Source organism: Algoriphagus sp. NF, from assembly GCF_028823735.1.
Taxonomy (GTDB): domain Bacteria; phylum Bacteroidota; class Bacteroidia; order Cytophagales; family Cyclobacteriaceae; genus Algoriphagus; species Algoriphagus marincola.
In genome coordinates this window covers 23,139-45,796 of sequence record NZ_JAPEIB010000029.1, presented here as the reverse complement: position 1 = coordinate 45,796, position 22,658 = coordinate 23,139, and the positions used below count along the sequence as shown (strand labels likewise).

Sequence of the window (22,658 nt, the reverse complement as noted above, 5' to 3'; positions counted from 1 at the left end):
TAGTAGCTGCAAAATCTTTTCCCAGTTCATTAGTAACTATGTTTAAGCAATCGTCTAAAGATTTACTGGTACCATCTAAATATACTATTCGATATTTTTTTTTATGAAATTTATATATATAAGCTTTAAGTAGTAATTCCCATGAATTTATAAAAAGAATAATTACAATTTCATATCGAAATTTGAAATTTGGTTTGTTATGTATTTCAATTCCAGATATGTATGCTGAAATTGAATTATTGACCAAACTTTTAGCAACAGGTGGTTTTCGTTTTATTTTGCTCACATAATTATTTTTATGGTCTGTAACTAGTAAATATCCTAAATGAGATGTAATTTTTTTTCCCTTTGCTATGGCTTGGAAATACTTAATTATTAGAGAATTTTGGATAAACGAGCCTCTTCATTCCTATATCCACAATATCCAGTCTCTTTTCAAATGCATTTGTTAATCAGCTTACCTATCACCAAGACTTTTCCTTCTTTGATTTTTTCCCTAAAGGCTTCATTTGCAAGAAAGTGAATAATTCCAAGAAAAAAATACCATAAAGTGGGTAATTTTGAGTTAAAAATAGGTGAAAGAAGGGTATAATTTCCTTTTCAGCTATTTTGCTGTTCGGGTCGAGATTGCTATTAGAATGTAATCCCGAACTCATATTGTAAGATTTATAATCCGAACAAACCAAAATATTCCATTGATTCCAATCAGGTTTTGCAGACCTCTTGCTGGCATGGTGTTTTGAATTCCAATTCAAAGATATTGGGCCAGCGCTGGGATTGGATTTGTATGTTTTACCCTGGGTTGCGCTGAGTCTCGTACCTCGCTTGCTTACCCAGGGGCTGATATATTTCGCGTCCAGCACGGCGGACTGGCACTTCAGCGCTTTTTTCCTCTCTTCCGGTAATGAGAATTCAATTTTTAACTTATTCCCAAATCGGAAAGATGAAGTCTATTCTGCAATTCATTACATTAGGCAGTTTTTAAAAATTTTCCAATTTTCCAATTTTTCAATTTTCAAATTATTTAATCATTCGACATTAAAACAGCCAAGAGAGAAGATGTCCATCAGAGAAATGATTTCAGGTCAATTGAGACGAAAATATCGTATTTCGTAAATCGTATTTCTTCAATTCAGATTCTTCTTCGTCTTGCGATGTCTTCAGCGCTCTTTATTTCACCAAACGAAGAGAGCTATATTTCCTGCACGGCAGGCAGGCGCAAAGTGTATTTCACTGAAGGTGTATTTCTATGTGAGAGCTTACGCTCTTTCGCCTTTAAGACAAAAAAAAATCCCGGTCTCCCGGGATTCTGATTAAAAACTTGAATTCATATCAAAGGCTTCCAGATAATCTGCTACTCGCCTTACAAACATCCCGCCTAGGGAACCATCTACAACCCGATGGTCATAGGAGTGAGAGAGAAACATCTTATGCCGGATGGCAATTACATCGCCGGTTGGAGTCTCGACTACAGCTGGCTTTTTGACAATGGCACCTACTGCCATAATTGCGACCTGAGGCTGTGGAATGATAGGAGTTCCCATTACATTTCCGAAGGAGCCTACATTCGAGACCGTGTAGGTTCCTCCAGCGAGGTCATCTCCATTCAACTTGTTATTTCTCGCTCGGTTGGCTAGATCATTTACCTGCTTGGAGATACCAACTAGATTCAACTGATCTGCATTTTTGATTACAGGCACAATCAGATTACCGGAAGGTAGAGCCACCGCCATACCGATGTTGATGGCTTTCTTTTTGATGATTCGATCTCCATCCACAGAGATATTGATCATTGGGAAGTCCCGGATTGCTTTTGCTATGGCCTCGATAAAAAACGGGGTATAAGTGATAGGCTCTCCGTATTTTTCTTTGTAGGCATGCTTATTTTTCTCTCTCCACAGAACAATGTTTGTCATATCTGCTTCCACGAAAGAAGTAACATGAGGAGAAATACGCTTGGAGTCTACCATTCGCTGCGCAATCATTTTACGCATTCTGTCCATCTCGATGATCTCATCAGATGCTGAAATGCTTACAGGAACCGGTTTAGGTTCTGCAATGGATGGGGCAGGAGCAGCAGCGGTTTCCTGAGCAGGAGCAGCTTTTCTATTTTTCAAATAAGAAAGCATGTCTTGCTTCGTCACTCTACCTTCCTTGCCTGTGCCTGGAATTTTAGATAATTCAGCGGCTGAGATGCCTTCTTCTTTTGCAATACTTTTCACCAGAGGGGAATAAAAGCGTCCATCCTCGCTAGAGACGTCTGCAGAACTCACTTCAGGCTCGCTGAGAATAGATGCTGTGTTATCAGGAGCAGCAGCTACCAATTCTTCTTTTTGCGTATCACTAGGCGCGGCTGCAGGAACTTCTACCTCATCGGAAGTTTCGATTATCGCAATCGGAGCACCCACCGCGATGACATCACCCTCCTTGGCCAGGATCTTTTTCAAAATCCCCCCATGAGTAGCCGGTACCTCTGTATCGACCTTATCGGTTGCTACTTCCAGTACTGATTCATCCTGTTCGATTTCATCTCCCTCGCTTTTCAGCCAGGACAGGATGGTTCCTTCTATGATACTTTCACCCATTTTGGGCATGAGCATTTCTACACTAGCCATTCTGGTTTTGATATTTAATTGGGTTTATAATCAAGTTTTAAAATTAAATTTTATTTACCATCCATCAAAACGGATAAGATAAAATTTTATTTGTCATATTTCTCAATGCAGATTCTTAGCAAATTCAAAACAGCAACCCCTGTCAGTTGAATATTCAGCATTCGATCTTGGGTAAGTTGGAGCTTTTTGCTTTCAACAAAGTCCTTTCCGGCACAGGCGATCCATACGGTTCCAACCGGTTTTTCGGGACTTCCTCCATCCGGACCGGCTACTCCACTGCTCGAAATCCCAAAGTCTGCATGAAAGAGTTCTCTTACCCCTTTACTCATTTCCTGGACCGTTTGTTCGCTCACCGCTCCCCAAGTTTCCAAGGTTTTGGCGGATACGCTTAGGATTTTTTCCTTGAATTCGTTGTGGTAGGGAACGACCGCTCCTTGCAAATACTGACTACTTCCGGGCACCGTTGTAATGAGGTGGGAAATATATCCTCCCGAACAGCTTTCAGCCAAAGCTACGGTTTTCCCACTTTCTCTCAAAAGTTTCCCAATGGCTGTCTCAAGCCGTTCTTCATTGAATCCATAAACGTATTTCTGAATCCTTGGAAGTACCAGTTGGATTTGCTTTTCCACCGCTTGCTGTATCTCCTGATGGTTAGTTCCAAAGCCAGTCAAGCGCAGTTTGACATGTCCCAAAGAAGGAAGGTAGGCTAATTTAATGTTTTCAGGAAGGGCGTTTTCCCAATCATTGATCATATCTGCTAGCCAGCTTTCACCGATCCCGGCTGTTTTGATCACCTTGTGATAGATCACCGGCAATTCAAAAAGCGTCGGTAATTTGGGCAAGACAAAGTCTTTCATGAGTTTTTTCATCTCATGGGGTACACCCGGCATGGACATCCAGTAGGTTCCATTTCGCTCAAACCACATCCCTGGAGCTGTTCCCACCTCATTGGGCACGTAGGTGCAGCAGGAGGGAAGGTGACCCTGAAGTACATTTAGAGGAGTCATTTCCCGCCCTCTTCGCTTGAAAAAGGCCGTAATGGCTTCAACTGCTTCAGGAACTTCTTTTATTGGGCAGTGAAAATACTCCGCTAAAAGAGGCTTGGTCAGGTCATCCTGCGTGGGTCCCAATCCTCCAGTGATTAAGACTAAATCGGCTCGCTTTTCAGCAGCTTCGAATGCTGCCAATATATCCTCGCGCTTATCACCAACGGTGGTTTTTTGCACCACTTTTACCCCCACTAGATCCAATTCCTGAGAAATCCAGTGACTGTTTGTATCTACGATTTGGCCATAAAGTAACTCATCACCGATGGCGATGATCTCGGCTTTTACCAATTGCATTTTATCTGACTTTAGCGTTTTTAAGGATTTTGGAGAAAATACGGGGGAAGAAGCGCTTTAAATACACAGCATAGGTTTCTTTTCCACCGATCAGGACTTCTTCTTTTTCTTTTCGGATAGCAGCATAGATTTCTGCTGCGCATTTTTCTGCCGGATAGCCTTTGGCTTGGGCATCGTCCATTTGGCCAAGAGAACTTCCGTCTCCGGTAAGGGCATTTACAGAAACTTGCGTGCGGATGAATCCGGGACAAATTAGCGTCACACGAATGCCATCCTTGTCATGCTCTGCTCGCAGTGTATCGAAAAAACCATGCAAGGCATGCTTGGAAGCCGCGTAGGAGGATCGATAAGGGGAAGCGAATTTTCCCACCAAACTGGTCACCACCCCAAAATGACCAGACCTCTGTTGGATAAAATAGGGTAAGATGGCCTTTGTTAGAGCCACTGTTCCAAAGAAATTCACCTCCATGAGTTTCCGGTCTACTTCTAATTGGGTTTCCGAAATCAGAGATCGTTGACTGATTCCTCCATTGTGCAAAAGGACATCCACTCGACCGAAGTAGCCTAGGGCTTCCTGTACTTTCTGATCATAGTTTGACTGATCAGATAGATCAAGAGGTAGGACTTGAATGCGTTCTGGATGCTGACAGCTTTTTTTTACTTGCTCGAGCGCTTCTTGATTTCTCGCTGAAAGAATAAGTGCATGACCTTCTTGGGAGAATTTTTTTGCGCAAGCTTCACCAATTCCAGAGGAAGCTCCTGTGATCCAAATGACGGATTGACTCATGGTCGGTCGATTTTTTCATAGTCCACAAAGGAAAAAGCAAAGCGATGCCTGCTATCAACCGGATGATATTCCCGGAAGACTTCTTTCCAGTCTTTTGGATCAAATTCAGGGAAATAAGTGTCTCCCTCTGGTTCGGCCTCGACTTCTGTTAAGATAAGCTTGTCAGCCATAGCTATTGTCTGCGAGTATATCTCTCCACCACCAATGATAAAGAGCTCATTTACTCCTAATTTATTGCAAAAGGTAAAGGCATCTTCGATCGTGCCAAAAGTAAAATGTCCTTCAGGTACTTCAAATTTCGGGTCTCGTGTGATGACCAAATGGGTTCGGTCGGGGAGTGGTTTTCCCAGCGAAAGGAAAGTTTTTCTCCCCATTAAAATATAATGCCCGCTTGTGATCGCTTTAAATCGCTTGAAATCAGCAGGTAATCTCCAGATAAGGTCATTTTCCTTTCCGATTACATTGTTTTTTGCTTTTGCGGCTATTAGGGTAAGCTTCATCTGTATTTTTTGATCGAGGCTGAATTTACCTTGATTGCTTGGTTTATAAAAATGAGAATTGATGACTAGCTAATATTAAACCCGGATTCAATGAAATTTGGTAGGTAAAGTAAAATAGCTAACTCATTTTGTTAGTATAAAGTGTGTTCTCCTTTTTCACGGAGATAGATGGAATTGAGGTATAAATAAAGGTAGTTCAGTGATAAGCTGACCAAGCGCTTAATTAACGATTTACACATCAAGATTGTCTTTCTACGGATTTTACATTGATACTTTTTAGCCAAAAAGTATCCAAAAGGCTTTGTCGCAGCTATGCTTCCTCCCGCAAAGCCAACGCCAGGCTCGCGGCTGCGACGGCCCATCGCGCACAAAAGCCCTTAGTTCTGGATATCAAGTTTATGATCAAACTGTGTCGAAAAACAACCTCTTTTTCGACCTAAGAAAACTCTATTCATTTGAGCTAAATAGAAAAACGCATTATAGGCTCTATACCTCGTCAAACAAGTATTATGAGATTAGCCTTAGCCGAGAGAAAATCAATTGCCTTGATTGCTAAAATCCAGATAAATCGGGTCGGAAAAGGCTATTTTGGGTACTAATTCAAAATCCAGGTTAAACGAAAAAAGGCAATGAAATTCTCATCGCCTTTCCTTTGTTATTTGTTTGTGCTAATCAATCCTTGCCCATGCTCTCCATAACATTTGGATATTCAGAAGTGGTAAGGGATTTGGGACTGTTTTTTTCGATTTCTATGACGGTCATATCTATCGTATCTCCTCCTGTTTCGGTGAAGCTCATTTCCATAAAATCTCCATAGGGTAAATTGGCGAATCGCTTGGCATATTTTTCTTTGGTGGCGTTTTTAAGCAATGGGCTGTCCATACTCCAAAGGGATCTTACTCCCTCAATGGGCTCTTGAGTGATCCAGTAATGTCCTTCTCCATCTTCGCTCTTTACTAGGTATTCATCACAGGTATAGCCTAAGATCGTTTTGGTATTTCCTGTTTTTTCAAAGGTCACATCCTCATCTTCCACCTGCTGTTCCATTTCTTCATCAGCGATTTTACTCATGTCAAACTTGTAAGCAAAGCTGCTTTTTTGACCTTCATTATCCATAAATAGGACAGAGGCACTATTTTTAAAATCAAATACTATGGTCATCAGACCTTCATTTGCCTCGGGGTCACTTATCTCCATAGCTGTATACTCCTGGTCTGTCATAAGGGTCTTCATGGTGACCGGGTCTTCCGTTTTTCCCTTGGCATCGGTACTGACAATCTCCATGGTCATATACCCGGAAAACTCATAGCTATCTTCGATGTCGACAGGTTCGCCAATTCCTGCAAAAATAGATTCCATGTCCATATTGATTGGACTGGATTCATTACTTCCCCAAGCGCTGAGTTGTTTTTCGATTTGGCGCTGGACGAGCTTATTGATCTCTTCTTCTGTTTTCTTCTCCAAGGCATTTGTAGCACCTCGCTCGGCTGCCTGCTTTAGTTTTTTGAGAATCTGAGCTTCTGATGTGTAACTGGATAAAAGTAAAAATGAAACAAAAATGTAAAGTGATTTTTTCATGATCAAAGTGTTTAAATTGTTCAATAGTAGTACCTTAAATATCTTGAAAAATCAATGGAATTGAAAAAATAATTTTTGGAATTTTATAATTCTAATTTATCAATTTAAAGAAAATATTTCCCGCAGATATTCGCAGAAAAGGTCGTAGATGTTGGCTGATTGGTTTAAATAATCCGCGCAAATCAGCGCTTAAAATCTGTGTAGATCAGCGGGAGAGAAGAAAGTGTTTCCCGCAGATATTCGCAGAAAAGCTCGTTGATGATGGCTGATTGGTTTTAATAATCCGTGTAAATCAACGGTTAAAAGCTGAGCAAATCAGAGTGAGAAAAGAAAACATCACCCCTAGAAAGAGGAACAGGTCGCCATTGAATTAATGGAATCATAAGTAATTTTTATGTTTAAATTTTTGTGATTAAATTAATTTATTTCTAAGCATTACGTTCAAAAATTTTCAATTTTTACTATTTTAGGACATGCATGAAAATGAGATAACCTATAAGATCCGTGGAGCAATTTTTAAGGTCTATAATGCACTTGGCCCGGGGCTTTTAGAATCAAGTTATGAGGCGGCTTTAGCCTATGAGTTAATTAATTTAGGTTTAAATGTTCGGCAACAAGTTGGATTGCCTATGGTTTATGAAAAATTGAAAATGGATGTTGGCTATCGAATTGATTTGATGGTTGAGAATAAAGTAATTGTAGAGGTTAAATCTGTAGAAAACCTGGCTGAAGTACATTTTAAGCAACTTATTACTTATTTAAGGTTATCAAACCTGAAAGTTGGTCTATTAGTGAATTTCAATTCAGAAAATATTTCAAATTCAATTCATAGAAAAGTTAATGATTTTCATGAATGAGGTTGTTTTAACCGCGTAAATCAACGGTTAAAATCTGTGTAGATCAGCGGGAGAGAAGAAAGTGTTTCCCGCAGATATTCGCAGAAAAGGTCGCAGATGATCGCAGATTGGTTATTTTTATCCGCGTAGATCAGCGCTTAAAATCAGCGTGAATCAGCGGGAGAAAAAATAGTAATTCCCGCAGATAGTCGCAGAAAAGGTCGCAGATGATCGCAGATGGGTATAATTTTTATCCGCGTAAATCAGCAGGAGAAGAGAATAGGTTTCCCGCAGATGTTCGCAGAAAAAGTCGCAGATGATCGCAGATGGGTTTTAAAATTCCGTGTGATTCAGTTGGAAATAGGATGAATTTTGCCTTCAAACGGTCAGGATTAATTTTTCTATTTCTCTAGTCTGTAGCCTTTCAAGAAATCTCCAATGTGCATCCGTTTTTTTCCTTCAAGCTGCAGCTCCAGTACCTCCAAATGTCCTTCTCCACATTGAAATTTTAGAAAACTCTTTCCGTCGCTTTTCCATTCACCGGGTTTTAGCTCGGGAAATGGTTCAGGATGGGATTTGGATTTAAAGATCTTACAAGTTTTATCATGGAGTGTAGTCCATGCTGCAGGATAAGGAGAGAGTCCCCTGATCAAATTGTGAATGGATTCAGATGATTGAGTCCAATCGATCTGACAGGTTTCTTTGAATATTTTTGGCGCATGGTGCAGGGCCTTGCTTTCGTCCTGAGGAAGTGGCTTTACTTCGTCCTTTGAAATGGCTTCCACCGTTCGAACTACCAAATCGGATCCTACATTCATCAATTTTTCATAGACAATTCCCAAGTCGTCTTCCGGAAGAATGGCTACCTTTTCCTGAAAAATGATACTTCCAGTATCGATTTCATGCTTGAGGAAAAATGTTGTGACACCGGTTTCAGTTTCCCCGTTGATGATAGCCCAATTGATAGGAGCAGCTCCTCGATAATCGGGCAGGAGGGAAGCATGCAGGTTGAAGGTGCCTAATGGCGGCATGCTCCAAACGGATTCGGGAAGCATTCGAAAAGCTACGACGATCTGTAGATCAGCTTTTAGTTCTCGAAGCTCTTCTTGAAATTCCGGGTTTTTGAGATTGGTAGGTTGTAGGATAGGGAGTCCAAGACGTTCTGATGCTTGCTTCACCGGCGAACCCACCAATTTTCTTCCTCGCCCTTGAGGTTTGTCGGGAGCGGTGATTACTCCGACGATATTCCAACCCGCTTCCACTAGCTTTTCTAGGGCCGGCACCGCAAATTCCGGTGTGCCCATATAAATAATCCTCATTTCCTCTTTTGACTTCAATGCGTTTTAACTTTAAACTTCCAACTTCCAACTTCCTAACTTCCTAACTTCAAACTTCCTTACCTCCCAAACTTCCCAACTCCCTAACCCCCAAACTTCCAACTTCCCCCTTCCAACTTCACAATTCCCCCTTCCTACTTCACGCTTCCCCCTCACTCATACAGCAAATACCCCGCTCTCATCGCTTTGAAATCCTCCAATCCTGCCTTCCAGCTTTCTCGGATTTCGGACTCACTTTTTCCTGCCAAAATCTGCTTTTTCAGTTCATCCGTGCCGGCAAGTGTATTGAAGAAATTATTAAAAAACTTCTCCTTCATTCCCGATTTTTGATAGGCATCTAGTAGGTATTTGAGGGTAAAATGATGGTCTAATGATTCTCCACGAAGATCAACGCCATAGCAAAGCTTATCTTGATGGGGAGGTGTTTTGGACATTCCATCTATGCTAACTGGAGTGAATGTGAAGTCTCCAAACTTCGGGTCCGGGTAACCATACATCTGAAAGGGTTCGTAGGTACCTCTGCCCAATGACATGACGGTACCTTCAAAAAAACAGGTGCTAGGGTAGAGTTTGATGGCTAGATCACTGGGCAGATTGGGGGAGGGCTTGATCGGAAGATTGTAGGTTTGGCTGTGCGTCCAATTAGCTACAGGAATTACCTCCAAATCTGCTGTGATTCCGCCTTTTAGCCATTTTTCCCCATTGATCATTTGCGCGAGCTCACCTACGGTAAGTCCATGAACAACCGGGATGGGATGCATTCCCACAAAAGATTCAAAACCCGGCTTTCGTATTGGGCCATCCACATAGCTTCCATTTGGATTGGGACGATCAAAGATGATGATCTTTTTGCCTTGCTCAGCACAGGCTTCCATTACATAATGCATGGTACTGATGTAGGTGAAAAAACGGGTCCCCACGTCCTGCAGGTCAAAGATGATCACATCCAAATCTTGAATTTGATCCGCTGCGGGTTTTTTATTATTTCCATAGAGTGAGATAATTGGCAGCCCGGTCTTTTGGTCTATGCTATTGTCTACTTTTTCTCCGGCATCGGCTGTCCCCCTAAATCCATGCTCAGGTACGAAAACCTTTTTCATTTGAACGCCATTTTCAAGCAGAAAATCCACCACATGTTTGTTGTCGGATTGGGGAAGAATGGAGGTCTGATTTCCAACCAAGCCAACTTTTTTCCCCTCCAGCATGGGAAGGTATAATTCATGTCGCTCAGCACCAGTCAGTACCTGAGCAAAAAGTGAAGTGGAGCCAAAACTGATTGAAAGGATCAAAATTGACAAAAAACCGAATTGGATTAATTTTTTCATCTTCTTCATGCTAATTTGCGCTGTGTCTTCACAAATTAAACCACTCTGTTGAACCTTTCCTATTTCATTGCCAAAAGAATCAGTTTTAGCCGGACAGGCGGTTTTTCCGCGACGATTCATAAAATCGCCGTGGGAAGTTTGGGAATTGGAATTGCCGTTTCAATCCTCGCATTTATGATTTTGGGAGGTTTCCAAAAGACGGTTTCGGATAAGGTATATGGATTCACGGGGCACTATCAGGTGCAGCGCTTTACGATGAGCAATTCCTTTGAGGAAAACCCTTTTTCCCTAAAGCCTAACTATCCTCAGATTTATCAAGACATCCCGGAAATCCAACGAGTGCAGCAAGTAGCCCATAAGGCGGCATTGATGAAAGGGGAAGAGGAAGTGGAAGGTGTCTTGATGAAAGGGGTTTCCAGTGACTTTGATACCTTGGGTTTCCGAGAATACCTGGTTGAAGGACGATTTCTAAGCATTCCGCAGAGCGGCACATCCAATGAGATTGTGATCAGTCGCTATTTGGCTAATCGTCTGCTTTTGGAGGTAGGAGACAGGATTCTTCTATACTTTGTGCAAGACCCACCACGATATCGCAGGGTGGAAGTTGTGGGGATCTATGAGACATTTCTAGAAAACTTTGATCAAAAAATCATCATCGGAGAGCTTCAAACCATTCGCAACCTGAATGGGTGGAAAGAAGATCAGGTAGGAGGCTTAGAGATCTTTTTGGAAGGTCAATCAAGTCCAGAGCTCACCCGCTCGATAGAGGATGTACTGGATTTGGACTTGAAATTAATTCCTTCAGATGATAAATATTTGGAGATTTTTGACTGGCTTAAGTTGCTGGATACCAACGTGTACGTCTTCTTGATTTTAATTGGTTTTGTAGCTGTTTTTAATATGGGAGCCATCCTTTTTATTCTCATCATGGAGCGTACGCAGATGATTGGATTGCTGAAAGCTTTGGGAGCAAGGGATCTTCAGATCCGAAAAATATTCTTTTGGAATGGAATGCGGATTTTGGGACGTGGACTTCTGATTGGGAATTCCTTGGGATTGGGCATTGGGGTCTTGCAATACTATTTTCACCTTATTCCACTCAATCCAGAGAGTTATTATATGAGCTACGTGCCGATAGATTGGAATTGGCCTGTCTTTATCGGTCTGAATATTGGGATCACGATTTTAACAGCCTTAGTGCTGTGGATTCCGGTGATTGTTATTTCACGGGTAAACCCGATTCAGTCCATTCGTTTTGATTGAGTTGGTAAGGAGAAAAAATACTTTTGATTTTCATCCAAATCACGCCAAAAACCGCTTCTTTGAAAATTCCTTTGCTCATTTTGGAAGTGCCTCTCGTTCGGTCTGTAAAAATGATCGGGACTTCTTTGATTTTGAAACCTAGCTTCCAGGCGGTGAATTTCATTTCAATTTGAAAGGCATAGCCGATAAATCGAATTTCATCCAGTTTTATACCTGCGAGTACACTTCGGTGATAGCATTTAAATCCAGCTGTCGAATCACTGATCGGTAATCCCGTGATGAAGCGAACATAGACTGAGGCGAAATAGGACATAAGTACCCGACCAATCGGCCAGTTAACCACGTTTACTCCGGTGATGTACCGACTTCCAATGGCCATGTCAAATCCTTCCTCTGCACAAGCTTGGTACAGTCTGATCAAGTCCTTAGGATCATGGGAGAAGTCCGCATCCATTTCAAAGATGTAGTCGTAGCCATGGGACAAGGCCCACTTGAATCCCGTGATATAGGCTGTCCCCAGGCCTAATTTTCCCTTTCGCTCGATCAAATGAAGACGGCCACCAAGCTCAGTTTGTAAGCCTTTGACCAATTCACCTGTGCCATCCGGAGATCCATCATCAATGACGAGCAGTTCGAAATGACCATCCAAATTCATCACGGTGCGAACCATGTCCTGAATGTTTTCGGACTCGTTGTAGGTAGGAATGATGACCAGCTTTCGGTGTTTCATAGGTAGAGCAAAGCCCAAAAGTAATTCTTCGAGGCGATTTTTGAAGAACGGTCCGTACAAAATATCGTTAAAGCTTACTTTTGGGGCAAAATTATACCATGCAAAAGAAAATCGGAATCGTCAGTTACGTGTCTACAGGGGCCTATGATGCCAATACTATCGATGAGGACCAGATATTATCCAAAACACTTTCAGAATTGGGTTTTGACAATGAAATCATGCCTTGGTCGGACTCAAAGGTAGATTGGGCTCAATATGACGCGTTGTTGATCAAATCTGTATGGGATTATTTCGATTACTATCCGGAGTTTTTGCAGTGGATGGATCGAATAGAGTCGCTGAAAATCCAGGTTTTTAATGATCTGAATACTATCCGATGGAACAGTAGCAAAACCTACCTGTTGGAAATGGAGAAAAAAGGCTTTCCGGTAATAGCTGGAAAGATTTTGGAGAAGGGTAGCAAGTTTGATCCTAAGGAGGTAATGGATGGCTTGGCGGTGAAAGAGTTTGTCATCAAGCCCTTGGTCAGTGGGGGAGCAAAGAATACTTTTCGACTGGATTTAGAGAAAGCGATTGCCCAGCAGGACCAAATTCAAGGTCTTTTGGAGAATGAATCATTTTTAGCCCAGCCTTTTGTACAGGAAGTAGCTGAGGTTGGAGAATATTCCCTGATATTTTTCGATGGGAAATTCTCCCATGCTGTTTTAAAAACTCCGAAGAAGGAAGATTTTCGGGTGCAACATTATTTTGGAGGAACTATTCAAGAAATCAATCCTGATCAGCCTATGCTGGAAACAGCCACTAGCTTTGTAAAAGAGTTTGCGAGCGAATCGCTTTACGCCCGAGTAGATGGTGTGATGAGGGATACAGGATTTTACTTGATGGAATTGGAGCTGATTGAGCCATATTTGTTTTTGGGATTGAGTGAAAAATCCATGCCCAATTATCGGGAGGCTATTCAATCAAAATTGGCTTAAGAGCAGAGATCCAAATGGCTTTGGGCATAGTCCGAACCTTTGGATGCAGCTTGCTGAATGTAATTGCATCCTTCAGTTTTTCCCAATTGCGCCATGCAAATGCCTTTCTTACCCAATGCCTCTGTGTGGTTTGGATCGGTCTTAAGTACCGCATCAAAGTCCTCTAAAGCCCATTCTAAATAGCCCGCACGCATCAAAGCAAAACCTCTATTGTAGCGACCTACCATATTGTTGGGTTCTAATTGTACGTAGGTATTGAAGGAAGCCGCGCAACCGAGCACATCCCCACGAAAGGCTCGAGCCATTCCGGTGTAAAAATGGAGTTGAGGGTGCTTTTCGTTGAGTTCCTTAGCTTTAAGAAAAAACTCTTCCGCAAGGGTGTAATTTTCATTCATCAAAAGGGCCCTGCCTAAGTGATAGAGGATATTAAAATCCTCTGCATCGGTCTTGGCTGCGCGAAGTAGCCATAATTCAGCCTCTTTGTATTTCTCTTGATTAAAAAGAATGATCCCAATGCCCGCATAGGCTTGAGCGTATTGATTATCAAGTTGAATAATGCGTTCGTAGTCCTCCATAGCCCCAGGAATATCACCCAATTCTTCCTTTGCTCGGGCACGGAGATGGAATGCTTTTACATCGGTTACATGAAAAAAGAGGTAGGCATTCAAGGAAGAAATAGCCTCCTCGTAGCGTTTTCCGTCAAATAGTTCTTCAGCTTCATAAAGTTCTGATCTGCAGGAGCTAAAAAATACCAAGACTGACAGTGCGAGAATAGTTTTAAAATTTCGTAGCATACCGAAATAAACAAAAAAAATATGGATTTGAAAAAGCACAAGTACTAATTCAAATCCAAATTTATGTTAAAAACCTATTTATCTTCCAGTTATGGGAGTATCAACTCAAAATCAAAGTACTCCTTTGGTACTTGGTAATTGATTGATGTTTCTGGGGTCGCGCATCACTGCCATTTTGATAGCTCTAGCAAGACCTTTAAAGATTGCTTCGATTTTGTGATGCTCATTGTCTCCCTCTACTTTAATATTCAGATTGCACTTGGCAGTGTCTGAGAAGGATTTGAAGAAATGGTAAAACATCTCTGTGGGCATATCACCGATTTTCTCACGCTTGAATTCAGCTTCCCAAACCAACCAAGGTCTTCCTCCAAAATCGATCGCTACCTGAGCCAAGGCATCGTCCATGGGCAATAGGAAACCGTAGCGATAGATCCCTTTTTTGTCTCCCAAGGCTTTCAAATAAGCTTCTCCCAATGCTAAGGCAGTGTCCTCAATGGTGTGATGCTCGTCAATGTGCAGGTCGCCTTTCACTTGTATCTCCAAGTCAGTCGAACCATGCTTGCCAAGCTGCTCCAACATATGATCGAAAAAGCTCAAGCCTGTATTTATTTTACAATAGCCATTTCCATCCAGATTTAAACTGATTTGAATATTGGTTTCGCTGGTTTTTCGACTGACTGTAGCCTTTCGTGGAGGCATTTTCAAGAAGGTGTAAATCTCGTCCCAATCTTTGGTAGAAAGCGCCGCTTTTGGTTCATGGTCTCCTATGAAGATGGCTTTGGCTCCTAAGTTTTCAGCCAATTGAACGTCGGTCAATCTATCGCCGATTACATAGGAATTCTCCAGATCGTATTCATCTGAGAAGTATTCCTGCAGTAAACCTGTTCTTGGTTTGCGCGTAGGTGCATTTTCATGCTCAAAGGTCTTATCTACATGCACAGCATCAAAGGTGATGTTTTCTTGTTCAAGGGTTAAGAGCATTTTGAACTGTGCCGGCCAAAAGTCCTTTTCGGGAAATGAGTCCGTACCCAAACCATCCTGATTGGTTACCATGACTAGATGGTATTCCGTTTCCTCTGCTATTTTGCGAAGGTTTGAGATGGCTTTCGGGATAAATTCCAGCTTTTCCAAGCTGTCGACCTGAAAGTCAGTGGGTGGCTCCTTGATGATGGTACCATCCCGGTCTATGAAAAGCACTTTCTTTTTCATCTATAAATATTCTTTTTATGGCAATTGTGAATTCTAATCATGCAGTTTAAGATTGCCTGCCCTCCGGAAGGCAGGCTTCGTCGCTTTCTAGGATGAATACTTAACTTTTTTTTTAGGACTGCTCCTCGCAAAGACGTAATCAACAACAATCTTACTGTAAATCCAGTCAAGATAATTGGAAATCAAAAGTCATCCTTTCCTAAATAGTCAGGATGTGCATTTTCAAATTTTTCAATTTTTCAATTTTCCAATTTTTAATAAAGCCTCAATAAAAGCCTCATTTTCACTTCTTGTCCCAACCGAAATTCGGAGACAGTCTTCACATAAAGTGACCTTGGCACGATTCCGCACAATGATTTTCTCTTTGATCAATTCTTCATAAACCTGATTTGCATGAGGAAGCTTCACTAAAAGGAAATTAGCATGAGAAGGGTGGATTTTCTCAACGAATGGAAGCTTTTTCAGCTCCAACTCCAAGAAATCCCGCTCGGCCAAGATCTCTTTGATCATCAAATCTACCTTGCCTTTATCTTTCAAAGCATGCAAAACAGTATCTTGGGTCAGTCCTGAGATATTGTAGGGAGGCTTGATTTTATTCAGTATTCGAATGATTTCTTCACTTCCAAAAGCCATACCCAGTCTAAGCGAAGCCAATCCCCAGGCTTTGGAGAAAGTCTGCATCACAAGTAGGTTGGGATAGTTTTTCAGTTCGGTAGTAAAGCTAGGTTCATCACTGAAGTCGATATAGGCTTCATCAACTACCACGAGTCCTGGGAAATTTCGCAGGAGAAAATAGATATCTTCTCGCTTTACCTTATTTCCGGAAGGATTATTTGGAGAGCAGATGAATAATATCTTCGAATTATGATCTGCAGCCTCCAAAATCTTCAAAGGTTGAAGTTGAAAGTCTGCGGTCAGGCTCACTTTTCGAACTTCTACATCATTGATATTGGCGCTGACCTCATACATGCCATATGTAGGAGGAAGGAGGATCACATTGTCTTTTCCGGGATTGCAAAAGGCACGAAAGAGTAGGTCTATGGCTTCATCCGAACCGTTTCCCAAAAACACCTGCTTGGGATCGACTTCCTTGATCTTGGATAGCTCCACCTTAAGGCTAGTCTGATAGGGATCTGGGTAGCGATTGAAGTTTTCAATAGTCACTGAGCCAAGAGGGTTTTCATTGGCATCCAGGAAGATCCCTTCTTTACCACTGTACTCATCCCGCGCAGAAGTGTAGGGCTTCAAATCTTTGATGTGAGGCCTAAGTAATGAATTTAGATCAAAGGGCATTACTTATTCTTTTTGAGTGAGTTAAGTCTAACAGTTACAGCGTTTTTGTGGGCATGAAGAAGTTCATTTTCTGCCATCACTTCTACAGTGGGACCGATATTTTGAATTCCCTCAGGCGTAAGCTTTTGATAGGTGATTTTTTTGACAAAACTGTCCAATGAAACTCCGCTGTAGTTTCTGGCATAGCCATAGGTAGGGAGGGTATGATTGGTGCCGGATGCATAATCACCCACGGATTCAGGAGTATATTTTCCAATGAAAATAGATCCGGCATTGACGATTCCTTCCACAGCCTCTTCTTCATTTTCCACGCTGATGATCAAGTGCTCTGGCGCGTAGAAATTGATCAAATCAAGCGCTTCCTGAAGATCTTTGACTACAATAGCAACGGAATTATCCAGTGATTTTGCTGCAATATCTTTTCTAGGTAGTACTTCCAGTTGTACGTCTATTTCTTTTAGTACTTTTTTGGCAAACTTCTGACTATGGGTGACCAATACTACTTGGGAGTCCACGCCATGCTCTGCCTGACTGAGAAGGTCTGCAGCTACGAATTCTGCAGGCGTACTGTCATCTGCATAAACCAAAACTTCAGAAGGTCCCGCAGGCATATCGATAGCGACTCCATATTTGGTGGCTAGTTGCTTGGCTGCAGTCACAAATTGATTACCCGGGCCGAAGATTTTATCCACTTGAGGGACAGTGTCTGTTCCAAAAGTCATGGCGGCAACTGCTTGAGCACCTCCAACTTTGACAATTTTATGGATTCCGATCAAATCAGCAGTGTAGATGATGGCCGGGTGAACCTTGCCTTCTACATTGGGAGGGGTGCATAGTACAATCTCTTTGCATCCGGCTATTTTGGCAGGAACACCAAGCATGAGAACTGTGCTGAAAAGTGGTGCCGTGCCTCCGGGAATATAGAGTCCTACCCGCTGGATGGAGACACTCTTTCGTCGGCAGACCACACCTGGCATGACCTCTTCGATCAGTTCTGGGCTCTGTTGAGCTTGATGAAAGCGTTCGATATTTGCCTTTGCTTTTTGGATCGCTTCCTTGAGTTCAGGACTCAATTCATCAGCAGCCGCTTTAATCTCTGACTGAGGGACCAGCAAACTATCCAATTCCACATGGTCAAACTCATAAGCATATTTGATCAATGCCTTATCTCCATTTCTTTTCACTTTTCGGAGAATAGGCTTGACGATTTTATTGATTTGCTTGGTCTTGAATACAGGTCGCTCAACCGCTTTCTTCCAAACTTTCTCTTCAGGATTGACGAGTATGTTCATCAGCTTTTTGTTTTAATGCTTGCTAATTGATCAAATTACCATTTTCTCGATGGGAACTACCAAGATGCCTTCAGCTCCTGCAGCACGGAGTTCTTCGATATTTTCCCAAAATTGATCTTCACTGATCACTGAGTGGACAGATGACCAGCCTTTCTGAGCCAAAGGAAGTATGGTTGGGCTACGCATTCCCGGAATCAGGCTGATAATTTTGTCCAGAGATTCATTGGGTGCATTCAAAAGGACGTATTTGTTGCTTTTTCCTTTTTGGACGGCATTGATTCGGAATAGGAGCTTGTCCACAATCTCTTTTTTCCAATCTGCCAATTCCTTGTTGGCGATCAATACAGCCTCACTGTTGAAGATTTCCTCAACCTCTTTCAGTCCATTCATCATCAAGGTAGAGCCGGAGCTCACAATGTCGCAAATCCCTTCAGCAAGCCCTATGCTTGGTGCAATTTCTACAGATCCACTGATCTCGTGGATTTCTGCTTGGATATTCTTTTTCTGAAGGTAATCGCCCAGAATCTTTGGGTAGGAGGTAGCAATGTTTTTTCCCTCGAAATATTCGATGCCAGCATACTTTTCTCCCTTTGGAATGGCAAGAGAAAGGCGGCATTTCGAGAAACCCAACTTTTTAAGCGTTTCTACTTCCTTGTTCTTTTCTACGAGTTCGTTTTCACCCACTATTCCCAAGTCAGCAACCCCATCAGAAACATAGCCTGGGATATCGTCATCCCGGAGGAATAAAAACTCAATTGGGAAATTGGTGGAGGTGGATTTTAATTTTCCGGTTCCATTATAGAATTTGATGCCACACTCTTTGATCAACTTCAATGAATCTTCAGAGAGTCTACCGCTTTTTTGGACGGCTATACGGATAATTTTTTCCATGAATAAATTTACGCTAAGAAATGTAATGATTGTGTAAAATGGTGGTGAAAGGCCGAATCCCTATCATCAGCGTCACCGGGTGGGGTGTTTGTAATATTCCTCTCAAGAGGAATGATGGAAATGATGCACATGAACCTGAAAGGCATGTGAATAAAAATAAGCGCTATGTGCTTTGGAGTAATTCATTTCGAATTCAAAGTTAACCACCGATTCAAAACATACAAAGCCTGATATAGTTTTCTGCAAGATTAATTTTTTGATGGTTTCCAAGGACCATAAATGGCCTGCCGGAAATCATGATGTAGTCCAATTCCATCGTAGGGGGTTAATTGAACGAATAAAATGGCGATCAATTCATTTTTGGGATCCACAAAAAAGAGCGTACTCAATGCTCCGTCCCAAAAGAATTCTCCTACCTCTCCCGGATTCTCTTCCGGACCTTGGGGAGCAGCTGTTCGCACAGCGAAATCAATCCCAAACCCCACTTGACCCTTGCTTGGTAGCCAGGATCGCTTATCAAGCGGGATCGAATCGGGGAGGTGATTGGTAGCCATCAATTGAATAGTCTCTGGCTTAAGGATGGTTTTCTCTTCATGTTTTCCCTCATTGAGGAGCATTTTAGCAAATTTCAAATAATCATCTATCGTGCTGCTCAGGCCAAATCCTCCTGGTGTCAAAGGCCAATTTTTGTAGCTAAAGCGATAAGCAATCGAATCATTTTGTCTTTCGACTCCACCTTCATCGGTTTTTTGGTAAACGGCAGCCATGCGATCCCGGTAATTTTCTGGGACGAAATACATGGTTTCATTCATCTCCAGAGGATCCAAAATGTTTTCCCTCACAAATTGCTCATAAGGAACTCCGGTCACTTTCTCCACCAAATAGGCCTGCATATCTACACATAGTCCATATTCCCACTGAGTGCTCGGTTCAAACCAAAGTGGAGTACTCGCAATTTTGGAAGCCATATCACTGAGGCTGTTCTCGAAGTTTCTAGCATCCTTTTCGGCCATGACTTCGCTGAGACCGGGAATATTGTCTCGATTGGGGAAGCCCGCAGTGTGCCTAGTAATATCCCGTACCGTGATGGATCGCTGGGCTTCCGTCAAAATCATCTCCCCATTTTCATCTACCCCTTGATATACCTTCATTTTTGTAAATTCAGGCAGGTATTTTTCCAGTGGATCATCCAGTTCAAAAAGCCCTTGCTCATAGGCCTTCATAAGTGCTGCTCCGGTGATTGGCTTAGTCATGGAGTAAATTTGAACCATAGTCTCCCTGTTCATTTTTCGCTTAGCCTCCTTGTCTGCATATCCCAATGCGTTGAAATAGCGCTCCTGCCCTTTTTCAAAAACCAAAGCAGAAAGTCCAGCCACTTTTCCTTGAGATACGAAAGCCTCAAGTGTCGAATCCAACCGAAATTGGGCTGCCTCGTCAAAAATCAATTCCTCTTGGATCTTGGAATTTTGACAGGAGAAAATCAATGAGGAGAGAATGAATAGAATTGGGAGATGAAGTCGTCTCATAGTTTCAAATCAAAATTGGGGCAGAAATTTAAGGAAAATGAGGCTAGACTTTAGCCTGCCATCTTTTTATTCCATCAATGGCAAATTGGGCAATGGCTTCGTAACCCATGTCAGATGGATGAACTTCATCACTTGCAAAAAACTCCGGGCTAAGCTTCAGGTCTATTTCTTCAAAAATGACATTGGGATAAATTTCTTTGATCTCTTCCATCTTTTTGGTCAAAAATGTTCGCTGCTTGCGAAGGAAAAACTGCATTCTTGGAGAAAATGCCGGGAAGTTATTCACCGGAGGGATGGCTGCCAGATAGATCCATTCCGGGGAAAAGTTCTTCTGGAAATGATTGATGATTTCAAGAAGCAGGCTTTTGTAATTTGAGGGTTCCGTAAGTCTAAAGCAGTCATTGGCTCCCATAAAAAGAAAAACTCCCTCTACATGACCTTTTAGATTACTGATCTCTTCCCCAAACTCATTGAAAAAATCTTTGGCTTGCAAGCCGTTTTTACCCAGATTAATCACTTGGAAATCTTGACCAAAATGAAAGCTGATTTGTCCAGCGAGCGTTTTTTCGGGTTTGCTAGCTCCGACACCTGCCGCAGTTGACTCACCAAAAATCAATAGTTTTTTGTCTCCACTTCCTAAAATCAAATGATTGCTTTGGGCAGGAGGGATGGGTTTGCTTTTTCGGATCGCCTTTGCCTCAGCAATCAGAAAAGGTAAAAAAGGAAAAAGTCCTGCCTGAAAAAGTCGATAGGAAAGCATGAATTAGCCTCCTGATTTTTTTGCCTTATACCCTTGCTCAATTAGAATTTGCAGGACTTTGTCCCGATGGTCTCCTTGAATTAAGATTTCTCCATCTTTTGCAGAGCCACCAACACCACATTTGGATTTGAGCGTTTTTCCAAGCTCCTTCAAATCATCTTCCGACCCAACAAATCCAGACACCAACGTCACTTGCTTTCCTCCCCGAGCTTTTTTATCCAGCATGACTTTTAGATTCTGCTGCTGAGGAGGGAGGGTATCCGATGTTTCTTCTGAGTCGTAATTGAAATCAAAATCCGAAGAGGTAGAATAGACTACACCGTCTCGCTTTTTCCAATCGTTATTTTTTCTTCCCATGGTTTAAAATTAAAAAGAGTCTGTCTCAAAAGACTTTCGTCATTGCGATCCGCCGCGGCGGGGAAGCAATCTATCTTGACTAAGTTAAATCAACAATGAGATCGCCTGTCCTCCGGTAGGCGGGCTTCTCCCGACTTTGTCGGGATCCCGATGACGTAAATACACTTTGAGACAGTCTCTTAGTACTGTCTTTTTTAAGAATTAATCTTCTACCCGAAGCGTCCAAACAGGCCGCTTGGCATGATTGACTACATCTTCAGCGATGCTGCCAGTGATTAGATGTAGGAAGCCTGTACGCCCACTAGTGGCCATAGCAATTAGATCTGCATCTATATCCTCGGCAAATTCGATGATGCCATTTTCTTCAGAAGTAGAATTATAGACCTCTGCTTTCACATTTTCGAATCCAAATTCTTTAGCGAATCGCTTAATTCTGGAAATGGACTCTCTGGTAGTTTCAAAATTCCCTGGTGTATTGACAATCACTAAGAAAATCTCAGCCCCGAAAATATGCTGCAATCTTTTCAATCGAGCTGCGATTTCAGCTGAATTGCTTCTAAAGTCGCTTGCAAAGACTATTTTTTTCAAATCTGATGGGTTGACTTTAGATTTGATGGTCACGACAGGGCAGCGGGCCGTGCGAACTACCTTTTCTGTATTTGATCCGATCAATACTTCTTCCAGACCTGAAGAGCCTTTAGAACCCATGACAACTAAATCCGGATCTTCTTCCAAGATGGATGATTGAATACTCTTGAAAGCATTACCAAGTTTGATGGTGCTTTTAAAGGCATAAGGTTTATTCTGATGAGCAGCTTCTAAATCACTCAGCTGTTTTTTTCGCTTTTCCATGAGTTCTACGAAAAAAATCTGATTCTCTATATCTCCCATCATTTCACCTCCGCCCATGGTGCCCATACTAGTGGTAGCGGGAATCTCTAAGACGTGAAGAACCTCTATGGAAACATTATCGAGTTTACTGGCAAAAGCCAAAGTAAAATCCAATGCGTTTTGGGCTTCTTCCGAAAAATCAAAAGGTACAAGTACTTTAGTCATGGTTTTTGGATTAATGTTTTATGCCAAATTAGCATAATTTCCTTAGCAAAAAAGGACTTTTATCAGCTTTCATGTGCATATAATTTGATTTTCAAAGACCACCCCGAATAATCGGGGCAGGCTATGGAATCTCGTCGGAATTCCTCGATCCATCGGGGTATCCCGGTATGTGTCGCTTGTGAAGTGCCT

Annotated in this window: 21 protein-coding genes; 3 read left to right on the top strand and 18 right to left on the bottom strand. The window is 42.0% G+C overall.

Annotated features, from left to right (window positions below; all coding sequences use genetic code 11):
- From OU792_RS13700 to OU792_RS13675, 6 genes are all read right to left on the bottom strand, one after another.
- Window positions 1-286, bottom strand: a 286-nt coding sequence (locus tag OU792_RS13700) for a DUF3644 domain-containing protein (RefSeq protein WP_274670470.1), incomplete at its 3' end; no start/stop codon positions are given.
- Between the two features lie 1,027 nt (window positions 287-1,313).
- Window positions 1,314-2,615 (bottom strand): dihydrolipoamide acetyltransferase family protein, encoded by a 1,302-nt coding sequence (locus OU792_RS13695; protein ID WP_134202112.1) that lies wholly within the window; start codon window positions 2,613-2,615, stop codon window positions 1,314-1,316.
- Between the two features lie 86 nt (window positions 2,616-2,701).
- A complete protein-coding gene (locus tag OU792_RS13690; protein ID WP_274670469.1) occupies window positions 2,702-3,958 on the bottom strand; it encodes a competence/damage-inducible protein A in 1,257 nt (418 codons plus the stop codon).
- Window position 3,959: 1 nt separating this feature from the next.
- Window positions 3,960-4,745 (bottom strand): SDR family oxidoreductase, encoded by a 786-nt coding sequence (locus tag OU792_RS13685; RefSeq protein ID WP_274670468.1) that lies wholly within the window; start codon window positions 4,743-4,745, stop codon window positions 3,960-3,962.
- Window positions 4,742-5,245 carry a dihydrofolate reductase gene (locus OU792_RS13680; RefSeq protein ID WP_035483366.1) on the bottom strand — a complete coding sequence of 168 codons (504 nt, stop codon included), beginning with the start codon at window positions 5,243-5,245 and terminating at the stop codon, window positions 4,742-4,744. The genes OU792_RS13685 and OU792_RS13680 overlap by 4 nt, the downstream gene beginning before the upstream one ends.
- A gap of 672 nt (window positions 5,246-5,917) precedes the next feature.
- Window positions 5,918-6,823, bottom strand: coding sequence for a DUF4412 domain-containing protein (locus OU792_RS13675; RefSeq protein WP_274670467.1), 906 nt, complete (start codon window positions 6,821-6,823; stop codon window positions 5,918-5,920).
- 473 nt (window positions 6,824-7,296) lie between these two features.
- Between OU792_RS13675 and OU792_RS13670 the strand changes: the two genes are divergently transcribed.
- The gene (locus OU792_RS13670) at window positions 7,297-7,680 is read left to right on the top strand and encodes a GxxExxY protein (protein ID WP_274670466.1); all 384 of its coding nucleotides are present in this window, start codon (window positions 7,297-7,299) and stop codon (window positions 7,678-7,680) included.
- A gap of 380 nt (window positions 7,681-8,060) precedes the next feature.
- On the opposite strand, the gene fmt is transcribed toward OU792_RS13670, so the two are convergent.
- A complete protein-coding gene (gene fmt / locus OU792_RS13665) occupies window positions 8,061-8,978 on the bottom strand; it encodes a methionyl-tRNA formyltransferase (RefSeq protein ID WP_274670465.1) in 918 nt (305 codons plus the stop codon).
- A 170-nt stretch (window positions 8,979-9,148) separates the two neighbouring features.
- Window positions 9,149-10,321, bottom strand: coding sequence for an exo-beta-N-acetylmuramidase NamZ family protein (locus tag OU792_RS13660; RefSeq protein WP_394335563.1), 1,173 nt, complete (start codon window positions 10,319-10,321; stop codon window positions 9,149-9,151).
- A 48-nt stretch (window positions 10,322-10,369) separates the two neighbouring features.
- On the opposite strand from OU792_RS13660, the gene OU792_RS13655 reads away from it, so the two are divergent.
- Window positions 10,370-11,584 (top strand): ABC transporter permease, encoded by a 1,215-nt coding sequence (locus tag OU792_RS13655; protein ID WP_274670464.1) that lies wholly within the window; start codon window positions 10,370-10,372, stop codon window positions 11,582-11,584.
- On the opposite strand, the gene OU792_RS13650 is transcribed toward OU792_RS13655, so the two are convergent.
- Window positions 11,541-12,314, bottom strand: a complete 774-nt coding sequence (locus tag OU792_RS13650; protein ID WP_026945858.1) for a polyprenol monophosphomannose synthase — start codon at window positions 12,312-12,314, stop codon at window positions 11,541-11,543. The two genes, OU792_RS13655 and OU792_RS13650, sit on opposite strands and share 44 nt — an antisense overlap.
- Window positions 12,315-12,412: 98 nt before the next feature.
- On the opposite strand from OU792_RS13650, the gene OU792_RS13645 reads away from it, so the two are divergent.
- Window positions 12,413-13,291 (top strand): ATP-grasp domain-containing protein, encoded by an 879-nt coding sequence (locus OU792_RS13645; RefSeq protein WP_274670463.1) that lies wholly within the window; start codon window positions 12,413-12,415, stop codon window positions 13,289-13,291.
- Here OU792_RS13645 and OU792_RS13640 read toward each other — a convergent pair.
- The 9 genes from OU792_RS13640 to OU792_RS13600 form a co-directional block, all read right to left on the bottom strand.
- Window positions 13,288-14,085 carry a tetratricopeptide repeat protein gene (locus OU792_RS13640; RefSeq protein ID WP_222583045.1) on the bottom strand — a complete coding sequence of 266 codons (798 nt, stop codon included), beginning with the start codon at window positions 14,083-14,085 and terminating at the stop codon, window positions 13,288-13,290. The genes OU792_RS13645 and OU792_RS13640 overlap by 4 nt on opposite strands.
- Window positions 14,086-14,196: 111 nt before the next feature.
- Window positions 14,197-15,294, bottom strand: a complete 1,098-nt coding sequence (gene hisB, locus OU792_RS13635) for a bifunctional histidinol-phosphatase/imidazoleglycerol-phosphate dehydratase HisB (protein ID WP_274670462.1) — start codon at window positions 15,292-15,294, stop codon at window positions 14,197-14,199.
- Between the two features lie 231 nt (window positions 15,295-15,525).
- On the bottom strand, window positions 15,526-16,587 hold the full coding sequence (gene hisC, locus OU792_RS13630) for a histidinol-phosphate transaminase (RefSeq protein WP_274670461.1): 1,062 nt from the start codon (window positions 16,585-16,587) through the stop codon (window positions 15,526-15,528).
- Window positions 16,587-17,879, bottom strand: coding sequence for a histidinol dehydrogenase (hisD, locus tag OU792_RS13625; protein WP_274670460.1), 1,293 nt, complete (start codon window positions 17,877-17,879; stop codon window positions 16,587-16,589). Before hisD ends, hisC begins: the two co-directional genes overlap by 1 nt.
- A 30-nt stretch (window positions 17,880-17,909) precedes the next feature.
- Entirely contained in the window at window positions 17,910-18,770 is an 861-nt protein-coding gene (gene hisG, locus OU792_RS13620) for an ATP phosphoribosyltransferase (RefSeq protein ID WP_274670459.1), read from the bottom strand.
- Window positions 18,771-19,018: 248 nt separating this feature from the next.
- The gene (locus OU792_RS13615) at window positions 19,019-20,296 is read right to left on the bottom strand and encodes a serine hydrolase domain-containing protein (protein WP_274670458.1); all 1,278 of its coding nucleotides are present in this window, start codon (window positions 20,294-20,296) and stop codon (window positions 19,019-19,021) included.
- Window positions 20,297-20,339: 43 nt separating this feature from the next.
- Window positions 20,340-21,056 carry a GDSL-type esterase/lipase family protein gene (locus OU792_RS13610; RefSeq protein ID WP_274670457.1) on the bottom strand — a complete coding sequence of 239 codons (717 nt, stop codon included), beginning with the start codon at window positions 21,054-21,056 and terminating at the stop codon, window positions 20,340-20,342.
- A 3-nt stretch (window positions 21,057-21,059) separates the two neighbouring features.
- The gene (locus tag OU792_RS13605) at window positions 21,060-21,413 is read right to left on the bottom strand and encodes a translation initiation factor (protein ID WP_026945849.1); all 354 of its coding nucleotides are present in this window, start codon (window positions 21,411-21,413) and stop codon (window positions 21,060-21,062) included.
- A gap of 201 nt (window positions 21,414-21,614) precedes the next feature.
- Window positions 21,615-22,469, bottom strand: a complete 855-nt coding sequence (locus OU792_RS13600) for a universal stress protein (protein WP_134202913.1) — start codon at window positions 22,467-22,469, stop codon at window positions 21,615-21,617.
- Between the last annotated feature and the right edge of the window lie 189 nt (window positions 22,470-22,658).

Bases quoted from the DNA above. Each gene is read 5' to 3' on its own strand.
- OU792_RS13615 (WP_274670458.1), bottom strand. From the start codon at position 20,296: ATGAGACGACTTCATCTCCCAATTCTATTCATTCTCTCCTCATTGATT.
- OU792_RS13650 (WP_026945858.1), bottom strand. From the start codon at position 12,314: ATGAAACACCGAAAGCTGGTCATCATTCCTACCTACAACGAGTCCGAA.
- fmt (WP_274670465.1), bottom strand. From the start codon at position 8,978: ATGAGGATTATTTATATGGGCACACCGGAATTTGCGGTGCCGGCCCTA.
- OU792_RS13685 (WP_274670468.1), bottom strand. From the start codon at position 4,745: ATGAGTCAATCCGTCATTTGGATCACAGGAGCTTCCTCTGGAATTGGT.
- OU792_RS13695 (WP_134202112.1), bottom strand. From the start codon at position 2,615: ATGGCTAGTGTAGAAATGCTCATGCCCAAAATGGGTGAAAGTATCATA.
- OU792_RS13690 (WP_274670469.1), bottom strand. From the start codon at position 3,958: ATGCAATTGGTAAAAGCCGAGATCATCGCCATCGGTGATGAGTTACTT.
- OU792_RS13675 (WP_274670467.1), bottom strand. From the start codon at position 6,823: ATGAAAAAATCACTTTACATTTTTGTTTCATTTTTACTTTTATCCAGT.
- OU792_RS13610 (WP_274670457.1), bottom strand. From the start codon at position 21,056: ATGCTTTCCTATCGACTTTTTCAGGCAGGACTTTTTCCTTTTTTACCT.
- OU792_RS13670 (WP_274670466.1), top strand. From the start codon at position 7,297: ATGCATGAAAATGAGATAACCTATAAGATCCGTGGAGCAATTTTTAAG.
- OU792_RS13680 (WP_035483366.1), bottom strand. From the start codon at position 5,245: ATGAAGCTTACCCTAATAGCCGCAAAAGCAAAAAACAATGTAATCGGA.
- hisD (WP_274670460.1), bottom strand. From the start codon at position 17,879: ATGAACATACTCGTCAATCCTGAAGAGAAAGTTTGGAAGAAAGCGGTT.
- OU792_RS13660 (WP_394335563.1), bottom strand. From the start codon at position 10,321: ATGAAAAAATTAATCCAATTCGGTTTTTTGTCAATTTTGATCCTTTCA.
- hisC (WP_274670461.1), bottom strand. From the start codon at position 16,587: ATGCCCTTTGATCTAAATTCATTACTTAGGCCTCACATCAAAGATTTG.
- OU792_RS13600 (WP_134202913.1), bottom strand. From the start codon at position 22,469: ATGACTAAAGTACTTGTACCTTTTGATTTTTCGGAAGAAGCCCAAAAC.
- OU792_RS13645 (WP_274670463.1), top strand. From the start codon at position 12,413: ATGCAAAAGAAAATCGGAATCGTCAGTTACGTGTCTACAGGGGCCTAT.
- hisB (WP_274670462.1), bottom strand. From the start codon at position 15,294: ATGAAAAAGAAAGTGCTTTTCATAGACCGGGATGGTACCATCATCAAG.
- hisG (WP_274670459.1), bottom strand. From the start codon at position 18,770: ATGGAAAAAATTATCCGTATAGCCGTCCAAAAAAGCGGTAGACTCTCT.
- OU792_RS13640 (WP_222583045.1), bottom strand. From the start codon at position 14,085: ATGCTACGAAATTTTAAAACTATTCTCGCACTGTCAGTCTTGGTATTT.
- OU792_RS13605 (WP_026945849.1), bottom strand. From the start codon at position 21,413: ATGGGAAGAAAAAATAACGATTGGAAAAAGCGAGACGGTGTAGTCTAT.